13 protein-coding genes and 1 pseudogene are annotated in these 15673 nt (G+C 65.3%); 5 read left to right on the top strand and 9 right to left on the bottom strand.

Annotated features, from left to right (window positions below):
• Nucleotides 1–170: 170 nt before the first annotated feature.
• Both AC1RKI_RS06415 and AC1RKI_RS06410 read right to left on the bottom strand, forming a co-directional pair.
• Nucleotides 171–1061, bottom strand: a complete 891-nt coding sequence (locus tag AC1RKI_RS06415; RefSeq protein WP_490714825.1) for a LysR substrate-binding domain-containing protein — start codon at nucleotides 1059–1061, stop codon at nucleotides 171–173.
• Between the two features lie 10 nt (nucleotides 1062–1071).
• The gene (locus AC1RKI_RS06410; protein ID WP_227458960.1) at nucleotides 1072–2490 is read right to left on the bottom strand and encodes an FAD-binding oxidoreductase; all 1419 of its coding nucleotides are present in this window, start codon (nucleotides 2488–2490) and stop codon (nucleotides 1072–1074) included.
• A 188-nt stretch (nucleotides 2491–2678) separates the two neighbouring features.
• Here AC1RKI_RS06410 and AC1RKI_RS06405 point away from each other — a divergent pair, with 188 nt between their 5' ends.
• From AC1RKI_RS06405 to pabB, 4 genes are all read left to right on the top strand, one after another.
• A complete protein-coding gene (locus AC1RKI_RS06405) occupies nucleotides 2679–3230 on the top strand; it encodes a cob(I)yrinic acid a,c-diamide adenosyltransferase (RefSeq protein WP_061952943.1) in 552 nt (183 codons plus the stop codon).
• 175 nt (nucleotides 3231–3405) lie between these two features.
• Nucleotides 3406–5349 (top strand): molecular chaperone DnaK, encoded by a 1944-nt coding sequence (gene dnaK / locus AC1RKI_RS06400; RefSeq protein ID WP_061952940.1) that lies wholly within the window; start codon nucleotides 3406–3408, stop codon nucleotides 5347–5349.
• 172 nt (nucleotides 5350–5521) lie between these two features.
• Nucleotides 5522–6661, top strand: a complete 1140-nt coding sequence (gene dnaJ, locus AC1RKI_RS06395; protein WP_061952938.1) for a molecular chaperone DnaJ — start codon at nucleotides 5522–5524, stop codon at nucleotides 6659–6661.
• A 131-nt stretch (nucleotides 6662–6792) separates the two neighbouring features.
• Nucleotides 6793–8655: an aminodeoxychorismate synthase component I gene (gene pabB, locus AC1RKI_RS06390; RefSeq protein ID WP_492794455.1), complete on the top strand. Its 1863-nt coding sequence runs from the start codon at nucleotides 6793–6795 to the stop codon at nucleotides 8653–8655.
• A 78-nt stretch (nucleotides 8656–8733) separates the two neighbouring features.
• Here pabB and panB read toward each other — a convergent pair whose 3' ends face one another.
• From panB to AC1RKI_RS06355, 7 genes and pseudogenes are all read right to left on the bottom strand, one after another.
• Nucleotides 8734–9555, bottom strand: a complete 822-nt coding sequence (panB, locus tag AC1RKI_RS06385) for a 3-methyl-2-oxobutanoate hydroxymethyltransferase (RefSeq protein WP_061952936.1) — start codon at nucleotides 9553–9555, stop codon at nucleotides 8734–8736.
• A 115-nt stretch (nucleotides 9556–9670) separates the two neighbouring features.
• A complete protein-coding gene (locus tag AC1RKI_RS06380; protein WP_227458963.1) occupies nucleotides 9671–10312 on the bottom strand; it encodes a deoxynucleoside kinase in 642 nt (213 codons plus the stop codon).
• Nucleotides 10313–10332: 20 nt separating this feature from the next.
• Nucleotides 10333–10851: a 2-amino-4-hydroxy-6-hydroxymethyldihydropteridine diphosphokinase gene (folK, locus tag AC1RKI_RS06375; protein WP_061952932.1), complete on the bottom strand. Its 519-nt coding sequence runs from the start codon at nucleotides 10849–10851 to the stop codon at nucleotides 10333–10335.
• A 1-nt stretch (nucleotide 10852) separates the two neighbouring features.
• Nucleotides 10853–12442 (bottom strand): polynucleotide adenylyltransferase PcnB, encoded by a 1590-nt coding sequence (gene pcnB, locus AC1RKI_RS06370; protein WP_061952930.1) that lies wholly within the window; start codon nucleotides 12440–12442, stop codon nucleotides 10853–10855.
• Between the two features lies 1 nt (nucleotide 12443).
• Entirely contained in the window at nucleotides 12444–13118 is a 675-nt protein-coding gene (locus AC1RKI_RS06365) for a histidinol-phosphatase (protein ID WP_061952928.1), read from the bottom strand.
• Nucleotides 13119–13212: 94 nt separating this feature from the next.
• Nucleotides 13213–13926 (bottom strand): DnaA regulatory inactivator Hda, encoded by a 714-nt coding sequence (hda, locus tag AC1RKI_RS06360; protein ID WP_061952926.1) that lies wholly within the window; start codon nucleotides 13924–13926, stop codon nucleotides 13213–13215.
• Between the two features lie 10 nt (nucleotides 13927–13936).
• Nucleotides 13937–14281 (bottom strand): annotated as a pseudogene (locus AC1RKI_RS06355) (AI-2E family transporter); the annotation flags it as partial.
• Between the two features lie 276 nt (nucleotides 14282–14557).
• Here AC1RKI_RS06355 and purM point away from each other — a divergent pair.
• Entirely contained in the window at nucleotides 14558–15610 is a 1053-nt protein-coding gene (gene purM / locus AC1RKI_RS06350; protein ID WP_490714828.1) for a phosphoribosylformylglycinamidine cyclo-ligase, read from the top strand.
• Nucleotides 15611–15673 lie beyond the last annotated feature (63 nt).

Here is a 15673-nt window from a genome sequence, read left to right as displayed (position 1 = left end):
CTGTGACGGACCGGGCGCCGCGCGTCGCCTTCACGCACGGCCGGGACGGCAGACTATAGCGCAGGCAATTGGCCACGCGCGTGCCAGGGCGCGTGAATTCGGCATGGCAACCCGATCAAAATGGTTCATGCCGGGCGCGGACGGCCAGTTCCAGCGTAGTGGCTGCGGCGCTACCAGTCCAGCCCGAGCAGCCAGTCAATGAAATAGCGCGCTTCGGGCATCAGCGGCGCCTGTTCGCGTTCGACGATGTAGTAGCCGTGCGGCGAGACCGATTCGATATCGAGCAGCTTGATCATCTGTCCCGCGGCCAGCCACTGCCGCGCCATGCGCTGGCGCACCAGCCCCACGCCCTGGTTCGATACGATGGCTTCGAGCATCAGGCCGATATCGTTGAACTGCGCGCCGGTCTGCGGTTCGGGCCAGTCCAGCCCGGCGGTTTCGAACCAGGGCCGCCAAGGCTCCAGCGGGCTGCGCAGCAGCGTCAGGTTGTGCAGGTCGTCGGGCCGCTTGATGGCGAAACCGTTCACGCGCTCGTAGTATTCGCGGCCGCATGCCGGAAACACGGGCTCGACCAGCAGCCGGGTCGTCTTCAGGTCCGGATACCGGCCGGTGCCATAGCGGATTTCCAGATCGGTGTCTTCCGCCTTCACATCGAGAAACGGCACGGCCAGGTGCAGTTCCAGGTCGATATGCGGATACAGCGCCGTGAACTCGGGCAGGCGCGGCACCAGGTGCTGGCGGCCGAACGTGGGCGGAATGGCCACGCGCAGGCGCGCGCGCAGCTTGTTGTATTCAGGACGCGCCAGTTCGTTGAGCGATTTGAGCGCGTCCTCCACATTGCGCTGGTAGCGCATGCCGGCCGCGGTCAGCCGCAGCGCTGCGTTCGAGCGCACGAACAGGTCTTCGCCCCACAGTTCCTCAAGGTTCTTGATCCGGTGCGAGACCGCGCTGGGCGTGACCGAAAGTTCCTCGGCGGCGCGCGCGAAGCTGCCGAGCCGCGCCGCCGATTCGAATGCAATCAGCAGGTGCAGCGGCGGGACGCGATGAAAGGCCGATGCCATGACCGGTGCCTCAGCGCGTGGCGTTGAAGATCTTGCCCGGGTTCAGGATATGGTTCGGATCGAGCGCATCCTTGATGGCGCGCATCAGGTCCAGCGCGTCCTCGCCATGTTCCTGCGCCAGAAAGCCCATCTTGTGCAGCCCCACGCCGTGTTCTCCGGTGCATGTGCCGCCCATCGCCAGCGCGCGCTGCACGATGCGGCGGTTGATGTCCTCGGCTTCGGCCATTTCGGCGGGCTGGTCCGGGTCGACCAGAATCGCCACGTGGAAATTGCCGTCGCCGACGTGTCCGACGATCGGGCAGGGCAGCGACGATGCGTTAAGGTCCTTTTCCGTTTCCGTCACGCAGTCGGCCAGTCTCGAAATCGGCACGCATACGTCGGTAGTGACGGACTTGCATCCGGGCTTGAGCTGCAGCATCGCAAAGTACGCCGTGTGGCGCGCATTCCAGAGCCGCGAGCGGTCTTCGGGACGGGTGGCCCATTCGAAGCCCTGGCCGCCATGTTCCGCAGCGATTTCCTGCACGGTCTCGGCCTGCTCGCGTACGCCGGCCTCGGTGCCGTGGAATTCGAAGAACAAATGCGGCATTTCCGGCAGCGTGAGATTGTCGTGCCGATTGATGGCGCGGATCGCCAGCGCGTCGACAAATTCGACCCGCGCCACGGGCACGCCAAGCTGGATGGTCTGGATCGTCGCGCGCACCGCATCGCCCATGCTGGGGAACGCGCAAACCGCCGCCGAAATCGCCTCGGGCTGGGGGTACAGGCGCACCGTCACCTCGGTGATGATGCCGAGCGTGCCTTCGCTGCCCACGAACAGGCGCGTCAGGTCGTAGCCGGCCGACGACTTGCGGGCGTTGGTGCCGGTGCGGATGACGCGGCCGTCGGCGGTCACCACGGTCAGCGCCAGCACGTTCTCGCGCATGGTGCCGTAGCGCACGGCGTTGGTGCCGGACGCGCGTGTGGCGCACATGCCGCCCAGCGACGCATCGGCGCCCGGATCGATCGGGAAGAACAGGCCGGTGTCCTTGATTTCCTGGTTCAGCTGCTTGCGTGTGACACCCGGCTGGACGGTCACGGTCAGGTCTTCGGGGTGGACGGCCAGCACGCGGTTCATTTGCGACAGGTCCAGGCTCACGCCGCCGGCCACGGCCAGGAGATGGCCTTCCAGCGAGGATCCGGCGCCATACGGAATCAGCGGCACGCGGTGGGCGTTGCACAAGCGGGCCAGTTCGGCCACTTCTTCGGTGCTGTGGGCAAACACCACGGCGTCTGGCAGCGCGGGTGGAAATGGCGATTCGTCGCGCCCATGGTGCTCGCGCACGCCGTGCGAGGTGGAATACCGCTCGCCGAAGCGGGCCGCCAGGGCGTCGGCCAGTTGGGTGGGAAACGGACGGCGCGCCAGCGCTGATGCGGGGGTGGGGTGGTTCATGCGGGTCTCCGGCGGGCCGTATGGCTCTGTATGCAGTGGAATGCCGCTATTCTACGGCCGGCTTGGGCGCCCGCGTCACAGGACTGGCGCGCCACCGCGGATCGCGCGCCGATTAACGGCCATGGCACGCCCGAAGCGGTCCATAATTGCGCCACTTCGCAGTCGATCAACAAAATGAGGAGACCGGCATGGGCAACCGCCTGTCCAAGATTGCCACGCGCACCGGCGACGCCGGCACCACCGGGCTCGGCGACGGCAGCCGCGTCGGCAAGAACAGCCTGCGTATCGCCGCCATCGGCGATGTGGACGAACTGAATTGCCATATCGGCCTGCTGCTGACCGAGCCGGACCTGCCGGCGGACGTGCGCGGCGCCTTGCTAGACATCCAGCACGATCTGTTCGATCTGGGCGGCGAGTTGTCGATCCCCGGCTTCACGCTGCTCAAGACGCCTCAGGTAGCGCAGCTCGACGCCTGGCTGGAACACTACAACGCCAGCCTGCCGCGCCTGGCCGAGTTCATTCTGCCAGGCGGCAGCCGCGCGGCCGCCCAGGCGCATGTGTGCCGCACCGTATGCCGGCGCGCTGAACGCGCGCTGGTCGAACTGGGCGCCGCCGAGGCGCTCAACGAGGCGCCGCGCCAGTACCTGAACCGGCTGTCCGATCTGCTTTTCGTGCTGGCCCGGGTGCTCAATCGCGCGAGCGGCGGCACCGACGTGCTATGGCAGCGCGAACGCACATGATTGCAGTGATTTATCGATAACTTTTTGGCTGGATCGCGCGCGCAGGCGATAAACCGAGGAAATTACTCGGAAAAGCGTGATTCGCCCTTGAAATGGCCCGGTCCGGCCACATTTCGCACTCAGGTTGAAATTGCAGTCCCTGACAGAGAGACAGGGCTCAATAGGAGAGAACACTATGGGTAAGATCATCGGTATCGACCTCGGTACCACCAACAGCTGCGTGTCGGTCCTTGAAGGCAACACGCCGAAAGTCATTGAAAACTCGGAAGGCACGCGTACCACGCCGTCGATCATCGCCTACATGGAAGATGGCGAGATCCTGGTCGGGGCCCCGGCCAAGCGCCAGGCGGTGACCAATCCGCGCAACACCCTGTACGCGGTGAAGCGCCTGATCGGCCGCAAGTTCGAGGAAAAGGAAGTCCAGAAGGACATCGGCCTGATGCCGTACGCGATCGTCAAGGCCGACAACGGCGACGCCTGGGTTGGCGTGCGCGACCAGAAGCTTGCCCCGCCGCAGGTTTCCGCTGAAGTGCTGCGCAAGATGAAGAAGACCGCCGAGGACTACCTGGGCGAGCCCGTGACCGAAGCCGTGATCACGGTGCCGGCCTACTTCAACGATTCGCAGCGCCAGGCCACCAAGGATGCCGGCCGCATCGCCGGACTGGACGTCAAGCGCATCATCAACGAACCGACCGCAGCCGCGCTCGCGTTCGGCATGGACAAGAACGAGAAGGGCGACCGCAAGATTGCCGTGTATGACCTCGGCGGCGGCACGTTCGATATCTCGATCATCGAAATTGCCGACGTGGACGGCGAAAAGCAGTTCGAAGTGCTGTCGACCAACGGCGACACCTTCCTGGGCGGCGAAGATTTCGACCAGCGCATCATCGACTACATCATTGCCGAGTTCAAAAAGGAACAGGGCGTCGATCTGTCGAAGGACGTCCTGGCCCTGCAGCGCCTGAAGGAAGCGGCCGAAAAGGCCAAGATCGAACTGTCGAGCTCGCAGCAGACCGAAATCAATCTGCCGTACATCACGGCGGACGCCTCGGGTCCGAAGCACTTGAACCTGAAGATCACGCGCGCCAAGCTGGAAGCGCTGGTCGAAGACCTGATCACGCGCACCATCGAGCCGTGCCGCACCGCCATCAAGGATGCGGGCGTCAAGGTCAGCGACATCGACGACGTGATCCTGGTGGGCGGCATGACCCGCATGCCCAAGGTGCAGGAACAGGTGCGCGAGTTCTTCGGCAAGGAAGCCCGCAAGGACGTGAACCCGGACGAAGCCGTGGCCGTGGGTGCCGCGATCCAGGGTTCGGTGTTGTCGGGCGATCGTACCGACGTGCTGCTGCTGGACGTGACGCCGCTGTCGCTGGGTATCGAAACCCTGGGCGGCGTGATGACCAAGATGATCACCAAGAACACGACCATCCCGACCAAGCACGCCCAGGTCTTCTCGACCGCCGACGACAACCAGCCGGCCGTGACGATCAAGGTGTTCCAGGGCGAGCGCGAGATGGCCAGCGGCAACAAGCTGCTGGGCGAGTTCAACCTGGAAGGCATTCCGCCGTCGCCGCGTGGCACGCCGCAGATCGAGGTGTCGTTCGACATCGACGCCAACGGCATCCTGCACGTCGGCGCGAAGGACAAGGCCACCGGCAAGGAAAACCGCATCACGATCAAGGCGAATTCGGGTCTGTCGGAAGACGAGATCCAGCGCATGGTTAAGGACGCCGAGGCCAACGCCGAGGAAGACAAGAAGGCCCGCGAGCTGGCTGACGCCCGCAACCAGGCCGATGCGCTGATCCACTCGACGCGCAAGGCGCTGACCGAGCATGGCGACAAGCTCGAGGCCGGCGAGAAGGACAAGATCGAATCGGCGATCAAGGAACTGGAAGACGCCGCACGCGGCGGCGACAAGGCCGAGATCGACGCCAAGGTCACTGCGCTGTCCGAAGTCAGCCAGAAGCTGGGCGAGAAGGTCTACGCCGAGATGCAGGCCAAGGCTGGCGAGGGCGCCGCACCTGGCGCCGGCGCCGCGGGCGGCCAGCAGCAGGCCCAGCCGCAGGACGACAACGTCGTGGATGCCGAATTCAAGGAAGTCAACGACAAGAAGTAAGCGGGAAGGGGGCGGCGGCGCCGGGATAGCCGGCGCCGCCGCCCGTTCCCGACGCCGGGCGACGGTGGTCTGACTCAAGGTGAAAACCACGGTCGGACACCGCGCTCGGCTTTTTTGCTTATCGCGCGGCGGGTATTCCGTGACCCGCCGGGCCAATCAGGTATGAGCCACCATGGCAAAACGTGACTACTACGAAGTGCTCGGGGTAGGCAAGAACGCGAGCGACGACGAGATCAAGAAGGCGTATCGCAAGCTTGCGATGAAGTTTCACCCGGACCGCAATCCGGACAACAAGGAAGCCGAAGAGAAGTTCAAGGAGGTCAAGGAAGCCTACGAGATGCTTTCCGACCCCGAGAAAAAGGCTGCCTACGACCAGTACGGCCACGCGGGCGTGGATCCGAACATGGCTGGCGGCTTTGGCGCCGGCGGATTCGGCGGCGGCGGCTTTGCCGAAGCATTCGGCGACATCTTTGGCGATATCTTCGGCCAGGCGGCTGGCGGCGGACGCCGCGGCAATGGTCCGCAGGCGTACCGCGGCGCCGATCTGCGCTACAGCATGGAAATCACGCTGGAGCAGGCCGCGCATGGCCACGAGGCGCAGATCCGCGTGCCGCACTGGGACGATTGCGACCATTGCCACGGCAACGGCGCGGAGCCCGGTTCGTCGGTGGAAACCTGCCCAACCTGTAATGGCGTGGGCCAGGTGCGGGTGTCGCAGGGTTTCTTCACGATGCAGCAGACGTGTCCGAAGTGCCACGGCAGCGGCAAGTTCATTCCGAAGCCTTGCACCAAGTGCCACGGCCAAGGAAAGCTGAAATCGCAGAAGACGCTCGAGGTAAAGATTCCGGCCGGTATCGACGAAGGCATGCGGATCCGTTCGTCGGGCAACGGCGAGCCCGGCATCAACGGCGGGCCGCCCGGAGACCTGTACGTCGAGGTTCACATCAAGCCGCACGAGGTGTTCGAACGAGACGGCGACGACCTGCATTGCCAGATGCCGATTTCGTTCGCCACGGCGGCGCTCGGCGGCGAGCTGGAAGTGCCCACGCTGGGCGGCAAGGCGTCTTTCCCGGTGCCCGAAGGCACGCAGGGTGGCAAGACGTTCCGCCTGCGCGGCAAGGGCATCAAGGGTGTGCGCTCGGGCTATCCCGGCGACCTCTACGTGCACGTGAATGTGGAAACGCCGGTCAAGCTGACCGATGCGCAGAAGGAAATCCTGCGCCAGTTCGATCGCTCGGTGCACGAGGGCGGATCGCGCCATAGCCCGCAGGAGCAATCCTGGCTCGACAAGGTGAAGAGCTTCTTCAGTTAAGCGAGCGCTCCATTGCGCAAGGTTCCCGAGCGGGACAATGAAAACGGCCACGTGAAAGCAACGTGGCCGTTTTTTTATGGGCGACGCGGCGATAATGCGGGCTTGATGTATCCAGTCTGCCTCTGCCGATCGTGGTCCTGCCGTCCCGTACCAATTCCCCTTTTGTCCTGCTCGACGACGCGCACGCGCCGGGCGTTGCCGCATCGCGCCTGTATAGCGATTTCGTGCGCCAGGACGTGGTGCCCGCCGGCACCGAGCCGGCCGTGCTCGACGCGTTGCTGGCCGACGGCTGGCGCGACGGCCTGCACGTCACGCTGTTCGCACCGTACGAATTTGGCGGCCCGCTGGTGGGCGCGCCGATGCATGCCGACGAGCGCCTGCCTTTCCATGACGGCGCGCTGCGCCTGTTCTGGTTCCGCTCGCTGACCATGCTCGATGCCGCGCAGGCGCGCCAGTGGATAGACGCGCAGGCGTCGACGGGGCCGGCCGGCGTGCTCGATATCGCGGCAAACCTGTCGCGCCAGCAGTACACCGATGCCATCGCCCGGATCCGCGACTACATCGCCGCTGGCGACACCTATCAGGTCAACTTTACGCAGCGGCTGCGCTTCGATGCGTTCGGCGATCCGGTGACGTTCTATGCGGCATTGCGCGCGGCGCAACCGGTGCCGTTCGGCGCGCTGGCGCAATTGCCGGGCGATCACTGGGTGCTGTCGCTGTCGCCGGAACTGTTCGTGGCACACGACGGCCATGGGCGCATGGTGGCGCGCCCGATGAAAGGCACCGCGCCGCGTAGCGGCGACCCGCAGGCCGATGCGCGGGCGGCCAAGCTGCTGGCGGCCGACGCCAAGAATCGCGCCGAAAACGTGATGATCGTCGACCTGCTGCGCAACGATCTTGGACGTATCGCGACGCCCGGCAGCGTGGCCGTGCCCGACCGCTTCGTCGTCGAGCCGTTCGGGCGTGTGTTGCAGATGACGTCGACGGTGGTGGCCACGGCGCGTCCCGAGACCTCGTTTGCCGACGTGATGCGGGCCCTCTATCCGTGCGGGTCGATCACGGGCGCACCCAAGCGTCGCACGATGCAAATCATCGCCGAGCTGGAGACATCTGCGCGCGGCCTCTACACCGGATCGATCGGCTGGCTCGATGCACCGCGCGACGGCGCACGGCTTGGCCCGTTTGGCATGTCCGTGGCGATTCGCACGCTGGTGCTCGCGCCGCGGGGCGCCGACGGCCTGCGGCGTGGCGAAATGGGCGTCGGCGGCGGTATCGTCTACGACAGCATCGCCGACGACGAATTCGCCGAGTGCGGATGGAAGGCGCGGTTTCTTACCGGGCATGATCCGGGATTCGCATTGTTCGAGACCATGCATGCGCGCGACGGGGCAGTCTTGCACCGGGAACGGCATCTGCGGCGCATCGCGCAATCGTGCCGCAGTTTTGGCTTTGCGCTCGACCTGCCCGCGGCGCGCGCCGCGTTACAGGCCGAAGCCGCGCGCCTGGGCGACGGCGATTGGCGCCTGCGCATGAATGTCGACAAACGCGGCGCGCTGGCGTTTGCCTCGGGCGCGCTCGTGCCGTTGCAAGATGCGCCAGTCGCGGTGGAACTGGCGCCGATACGGCTGGCCGTGGTCGATCCGTTGCGCCGCCACAAGATCAGCGTGCGCGCGGTGTTCGATCACGGCTGGCAGGCGGCTGAACGCAATGGCGCGTTCGATTGCCTGTTCTTCAATACGCGCGATGAATTGCTCGAAGGCGGGCGCAGTTCGGTGTTCGTCAAGCTAGAGGGTCAGTGGCTGACGCCGCCGCTGTCGGCCGACATCCTGCCGGGCGTGATGCGCGCCGTGGTGATCGAGGAGGGCGATGCGCTGGTCGACGGTCCCGTTGTCGAGGCGACGATCACGCGCAAAATGTTGTTGCGAGCGCAGGCGATTGTGATTGCGAATGCGTTGCGCGGCACGTTGCGCGCGCAATTGCGCATCGATCGCTGAGGCCGCGCGCCCCTGCCGCTGCGGCAGAGGCGGTCCGCATATCGCGCCGGAGATCGGTCCCGGATCGGCGCGGCCCGGTCAGGCTGCGAAGGTGTGTTCGATGGCTGGGAAACTGCCGTCCTTGACTGCCGCGACATAGGCGCGCACGGCCGCTTCGATAGACGGCTGGCCGTCCATGAAATTGCGCACGAACTTCGCCTTGCGGCCCGGGTAGATGTTCAGCATGTCCTGCAGCACCAGCACCTGACCCGAGCAGTCCACGCCAGCACCAATGCCGATGGTCGGCACCGTCAGCAGCGCGGTGACTTCGCCCGCCACCTTGGCCGGCACGGCTTCCATCAGCACGACCTGCGCGCCGGCCTGCTGCAGCGCATGCGCATCGCGCTTGAGCTGCGCCGCACCGGCCTCGGTCTTGCCCTGTACCTTGAATCCACCAAATGCATGCACCGATTGCGGCGTCAGGCCAATATGCGCGCACACCGGGATGCTGCGCTCGACCAGGAATTTCACGATCGGCGCCAGCCATTCGCCGCCTTCGAGCTTGACCATCTGCGCACCGGCGCGCATGACCGTCGCCGCGCTTTCGAACGCCTTCTCGGGCGTCGGATAGGTGCCGAACGGCAGGTCCGTCACCAGCAACGCGGTCTGGTTGCCGCGCGCCACGCATTCGGTGTGATACGCCATGTGTTCCAGCGTCACGGGCAGCGTGGTTTGCTGGCCCTGCATCACGTTGCCGAGCGAATCGCCAACCAGGATCATTTCGACGCCGCAATAGTCGAGCAGCGCGGCAAAGCTGGAATCGTACGCGGTCAGCATGGCGATCTTTTCGCCGGCGTCGCGCATGGCTTGCAGCTTCGGGATGGTGACGGTCTTGCGGGAGGGATCGAGAAGGTAGCTCATGGCAGTGCCCGTAGGAGTAGCGACCGTGGCTCGCACGAAAAAGCTTCGGCGGCCGGCCGTTGTCGTTATCGTGTGTTGTGCTGCCGTGAGACCTTCGGCGTGTCTTCGGGGCAGTTCAGGATGCGGCGAGATTCAGGAATGCCTTGCGGCCTCGCATGTTCTCGATGCGCGACAGTAGTGTACGGAAATCGCCGTCGTTGTCCACCGGATTGAAATGCGCGGTATCGACGATCAGCACCGGGGCTTCGTCGTAGCGATGAAACAGTTCGCCGTAGGCGTCAGTCAGCCTTTGCAGATACTGTTCGTCGATGCTGGTTTCGCCAGGCAGTCCTCGCCGCGCAATGCGCTCGCGCAACAGCGACGGCGTGGCTTGCAGCATGATCACCAGATCGACGCGCTGCTGCGGCGCCTGCAGGTGCGCGGCCAGCGCGTCGTAGAGCGCCAGCTCGTCGGCCTCGAGCGTCAGCGACGCATAGAGCCGGTCGCGGGCATGCAGGAAATTGGCGATCATGCGCTGGCCGGCCAGCATCGCCGCGTGCCATTGCTGCAGCTGCGTGGCGCGCTGGTGCAGGCAGGCCAGCTGCATCGGCAACGCATAGCGTTGCGGATCGCGATAGAAACGTTCGAGAAATGGATTGTGACGGGCGCCGTCGGGCAGTTCGCCAGCGCGCAGATGCTGCGCCAGGCGTTGGGCCAGCGCCGCCTTGCCGGACCCGATCGGGCCTTCCACGACGATGCGGCGCAGGTGATCGAGCATGGCTCAGATGGGCCGCGTGCTCACGCCGGCGTGCCGCCTTCCTGCAGGCGTGTGCATTTGCATGAGGAAATCTTCTCGATACGCTGATTCTGCACGCCGGCGAGATAATCGGCGGCGCGGCCTGCGCCGGGAATCTCGATAGCCGGGGAAAGCTCCAGCAGTGGCACCAGCACGAACGCGCGCTCGGTCATGCGCGGATGCGGCACGGTCAGAATCTCGGTGTTGATCGACGCGTCGCCATACAGCAGCAGGTCCAGGTCCAGCGTGCGCGGCGCGTTGCGAAACGGCCGCTCGCGTCCGAACTGGTCTTCGATGTGATGGCAGATGCGTAGCAGTTGCGGCGCCGAAAACGTCGTCTGCAGCTTGACCACCGCATTGAAGTAGTCGTCGCCCGTGGCGTCCACTGGCGCCGTGCGATAGAACGAAGATTTGGCGAGCACCGTGATGCCGGCATGCTGTGCCAGGCATACGATCGCGTCTTTCAAGGCTTGGCGCCCATCACCCAGATTGGCGCCGATGCCGATGAAGGCTAGCGTCATGTTATTCCTCCGGCTTGGCGCGGCGCGGTCCTGGCTGCGGCTGACCCTCTGCCGCTGATTCCGCCGAACCCGCCTCGCTGCGGGAAGACACTGTATCCGATTTCCGCGGACCGCGTCGGCGACGGCGCTTGCGTGCCGGCGCATCCCCTTCGTGGGTCTCGGCATCTTCCTGGTTGCCGCTGTCGGCGTCGCCCGCCGCCTTGCTGCCGCTCTTGCCACCACCCTTGCCGCGCGGCCCGCGGGCCGCTTCGATCAGCGCTTCGCGCTGGTCCGGCGGACAGTTCTGGAAGTCGGTCCACCACTGGCCCAGTTCGGCCGGCTGCTCGCCGGCTTCGCAGCGCAGTTGCAGGAAATCGTAGCCGGCGCGGAAGCGCGGCGATTCCAGCAGCCGGAACGGCATGCGGCCGACACGCTTTTCGAAACGCGGCTGCATGCCCCAGATGTCGCGCATATCGGTGACGAAGCGGCGCTGGATTGCCAACTGGCCGGTCTGTCTTTCCAGCACGATATCCATCGCCGTGTTCAGCGCGGCAATCGGGTGCTCGCCGGCCTCGCGCAGCTTCGTCCAGTGCTGCAGCACGTGGTGCCACAGCAGCGAGGCGAACAGAAAGCCCGGCGACACCGGCTTGCCGGCCTGCACGCGGCGGTCGGTGTTGTCCAGCGCCAGTTGCACGAAGCGCTGGCCCATCGGCTGTTCGATGGCCACGTCGAGCAGCGGCAGCAGGCCCTTGTGCAGCCCGGCCTTGCGCAGTTCCTGCAGCGACGCCCAGGCGTGGCCCGACATCAGCAGCTTGAGCATTTCGTCGAACAGCCGCGCGCTCGGCACGTTATGGATCAGCGGCGCCAGTTCGTGAATCGGTTCGCGGGTCTGCTCGTCGATGCCGAAGCCGGTCTTGGCGGCAAAGCGCACCACGCGCAGCATCCGTACCGGATCCTCGCGGTAGCGCGTGACCGGATCGCCGATCATGCGCAGCGTGCGCGCCCGGATGTCCTCCATGCCGTGATGGTAGTCATGCACGGTTTGCGCGGCCGGATCGTAGTACATCGCGTTGATCGTGAAATCGCGGCGCTCTGCGTCCTCGGCTTGCGATCCCCAGACGTTGTCGCGCAGCACGCGGCCGCTGGCGTCGATCGCATGGGTCTTGCTGTCCAGTTCGGCGCGTTTCAGGCGACGGCCTTCGGGCAGCGTTTCGCTGGCGATGGCGTCCACCAGCGCACGGAACGTCGAGACTTCGATGATTTCCTGCTCGCGGCCACCGTAGAACGTGACGTGCACGATCTGAAAGCGGCGGCCGATGATGCGCGAGCGGCGGAACAGCGCCTGCACCTGTTCTGGCGTGGCGTTGGTGGCTACGTCGAAATCCTTGGGCTTGATGCCAAGCAGCAGGTCGCGCACCGCGCCGCCGACGATGAACGCCTGATAGCCGGCCTGTTGCAGCGTGGAAGTGACCTTGACCGCGTTGCGGGAAATCAGGCTCGGGTCGATCCGGTGTTCGTCCACGGCGACGATGCGCGGCATGTGGGCGCGGCCGGCGCGGCGTTGCTTGGGCCCGGGCTTGCCCAGCAGCCGATTGATGAGCTTCTTGATCACGTCAGAACAGGTCCATGATGCGCCAGCCGGCCGCGGCCGCATGGTTGCGCAGGCGGTCGTCGGGATTGGCGGCGATTGGCTCGCTGACCTTTTCCAGCAGCGGCAGGTCGTTGGCCGAGTCGCTGTAGAACGTGGTGCTGCCGAAGTCGTCCCACTTCGCACCCATGCTCTTGAGCCAGCTGTCCACGCGCGTGATCTTGCCTTCGCGGAAGCTCGGCACGCCGGCCACTTCGCCGGTGAACGCGCTTTCGGGCTTGCCGTCGATGGTTTCCGGCTCGGTGGCGATCAGATGCTTGATGCCGAAGGCCTGGGCGATCGGCGACGTCACGAAGCTGTTGGTGGCGGTCACCACGGCGCACAGGTCGCCTGCTTCGAGGTGCTTGTACACCAGCGCGCGGGCCTGCGGCGTGATTACGGGTTCGATCACTTCATGCATGAAGCGCACGCGCCATTGGTCCAGCCGGTCGCGCGGATTGGCCGCCAGCGGGGCGAGCGCGAAGCGCAGGAACGCCTGGATATCGAGCGTGCCGGCCTTGTATTGGGTATAGAACTCGTCGTTCTTGCGACGGTACGATTCCTCGTCGACAACGCCAAGGCGGACCAGGAAGCGGCCCCATTCGTGGTCGCTATCGGTCGGGATCAGGGTGTGGTCGAGGTCAAACAGTGCCAGATTCATGGGGCGCGATTTTACATTAAGGTGCCGGGGGCGGTCGTGGGCGCCCGGCGTGAGCGGAGCGGCATGCATGCCAGCTCCCGGTTGCGGTGCCGCGCTACTCGCGGAATTCGGCAAACATTTCGCGCAGCAGCGGCAGCGTCACGGCCCGTTTGCGCTCGAGCGAGTACATGTCCAGTGCATCGAGCAAGGCCATTAGGCTCGGCATGTCGCGGTAGTGGCGCGTCACCAGCCAGTGTGGAATTTCGGGCGACAGCTGCAGGCCGCGTTCGCGGGCGGCCTGCAGCAGTGCCGCCATCTTGTCTTCGTCGGATAACGATTCAAGCTGGTAGACCAGGCCCCAGCCGAGCCGGGTGCGCAGGTCTTCACGCACCGGCATGGCGCGCGGAGCGAGCCCGCCGGCCACCACGATGGCGCATCGCACGTGCGCGCGCACCTCGTTATACAGCGAGAACACCGCGATCTGACGCGCTTCGTCCAGCAGTTCGACGTCGTCGACGGTATAGACCTGGCACGACGGGTCGAAGATGAAATCGGACAGCGCATGGTGCGGGCTCAGATAGCGGCAGTTCAGTCCCAGGTGCAGCGCAGCGTCACACACCGCGTGCAACAGGTGCGTGCGCCCCGAGCCGACTTCGCCCCACAGGTAGATCAACCGGTCGTTGGCCTGCTCGCGCGCCAGCGCCACGGGCAGTTCGCGCAGCCGCTGCACGGGCTCGCGGTTGGCGGCCACGAAGAAGTTCTCGAACGTGGATGGCGGCGGGCTGCCCAGTTCGAGCGACAGCTGCTTATGACTTTGACGCGATGACATGACGAATCCGTTACTTGCGCGAAACGTGCCTGCTGAAGACGCACCCGATCTGGTGACGATACAAGTCGCTGCCCAGGTAAACGCGTCGCAGCTGACGCGCGCCGACCAGCAGCACCGCACAAGTCGGCAATGCCAGCAGCACGCCGAAAAAGCCGAACAGCTGCCCGAACGCGAGCAGCGCAAAGATCACAACCAGCGGATGCAGGCCAATACGCTCGCCCACCAGGCGCGGCGTCAGGTGGAAGCTTTCCACAAATTGGCGGATGCCATATACCACTGCCACCGCGCCAAGCCCGTACCAGTTACCAAACTGCAACAGCGCCGCCACCACGGCCAGGGTCAGGACCAGGGCGAACAGCGCGATGGCCACGGCTATCCATAACAGGATGCGTTTGGAGTCTTGCGAAAGCAGCGGAGCGGTCATCGGAGGGGCCGGCGGGTCATGGGTTGGCAGTGGGGCAGATGGATTCGTCCGCCGATCACTGGTCGCCGGGAGCCTGTATCCGTTAAAATCGCGATTTTACTGGAGTCGCGTCCGCTCTCCGCGCCCGATTGGCCTCACCGCCCCGGGAAGCGTTGTTCAAATGCGCCGATTTCCACACTTCACCTCCTCAAAGACAAGCAGGTTCTCATGAGCGCATCCCCGACCGCCGGCCAGGCAGGCCTTTCCTACCGCGATGCCGGTGTTGACATCGATGCCGGCGACGCACTGGTCGACCGCATCAAGCCGTTTGCCAAGCGCACCATGCGCGAAGGCGTGATGGCCGGCATCGGCGGGTTCGGCGCCTTGTTCGAACTTTCCAAGAAGTTCCAGGAGCCGGTGCTGGTCTCTGGCACCGACGGCGTGGGCACCAAGCTGAAGCTGGCCTTCCAGCTGAACCGCCACGACACCGTGGGCCAGGATCTGGTCGCCATGAGCGTGAACGACATTCTGGTGCAGGGTGCCGAGCCGCTGTTCTTCCTCGACTACTTCGCCTGCGGCAAGCTCGACGTGGACACCGCCGCCACCGTGATCCAGGGCATCGCCCATGGTTGCGAGTTGGCCGGCTGCGCGCTGATCGGCGGCGAAACCGCCGAAATGCCGAGCATGTACCCCGATGGCGAATACGATCTGGCCGGCTTTGCGGTCGGCGCGGTGGAAAAGAGGAAGATCATCGACGGCACTACGATCCAGCCGGGCGACGTGGTGCTGGGCCTGGCCTCGTCGGGCGCGCACTCCAATGGTTATTCGCTGGTGCGCAAGATCATCGACGTGGCCAAGCCGGACCTGAACGCCGATTTCCACGGCCAGCGCCTGCAGGACGCCATCATGGCGCCGACCCGCATCTACGTGAAGCCGCTGCTGTCGTTGATCGAAACGCTGCCGGTCAAGGGCATGGCGCACATTACCGGCGGCGGCCTGACCGAGAACGTGCCGCGCGTGCTGGGCGACACCCTCACGGCCGTGATCCAGAAGGACGCCTGGACGCTGCCGCCGCTGTTCCAGTGGCTCCAGTCGCAGGGCCGCGTGGCCGACGCCGAAATGCATCGCGTATTCAACTGCGGCATCGGCATGGTCGTGATCGTGGCGAAGGAAGACGCCGAACGCGCGATCCGTCACCTGCAGGCCGCCGGTGAAGCCGTGTGGCAAATCGGTGAGATCCAGCAACGTCAGGAAGGCCAGGCGCAGACCGTGGTGGTTTGAGCGCCATCGCCTAACTGCCGCAAGCAAAAGCCCGATCGTCGAGATCGGGCTTTTTGTTTTTGC

The organism is Cupriavidus sp. GW822-FHT06G04 (assembly GCF_058799075.1).
Note: the sequence above shows the minus strand (reverse complement) of the source record. Positions and strands in the feature narration are given on the sequence as shown.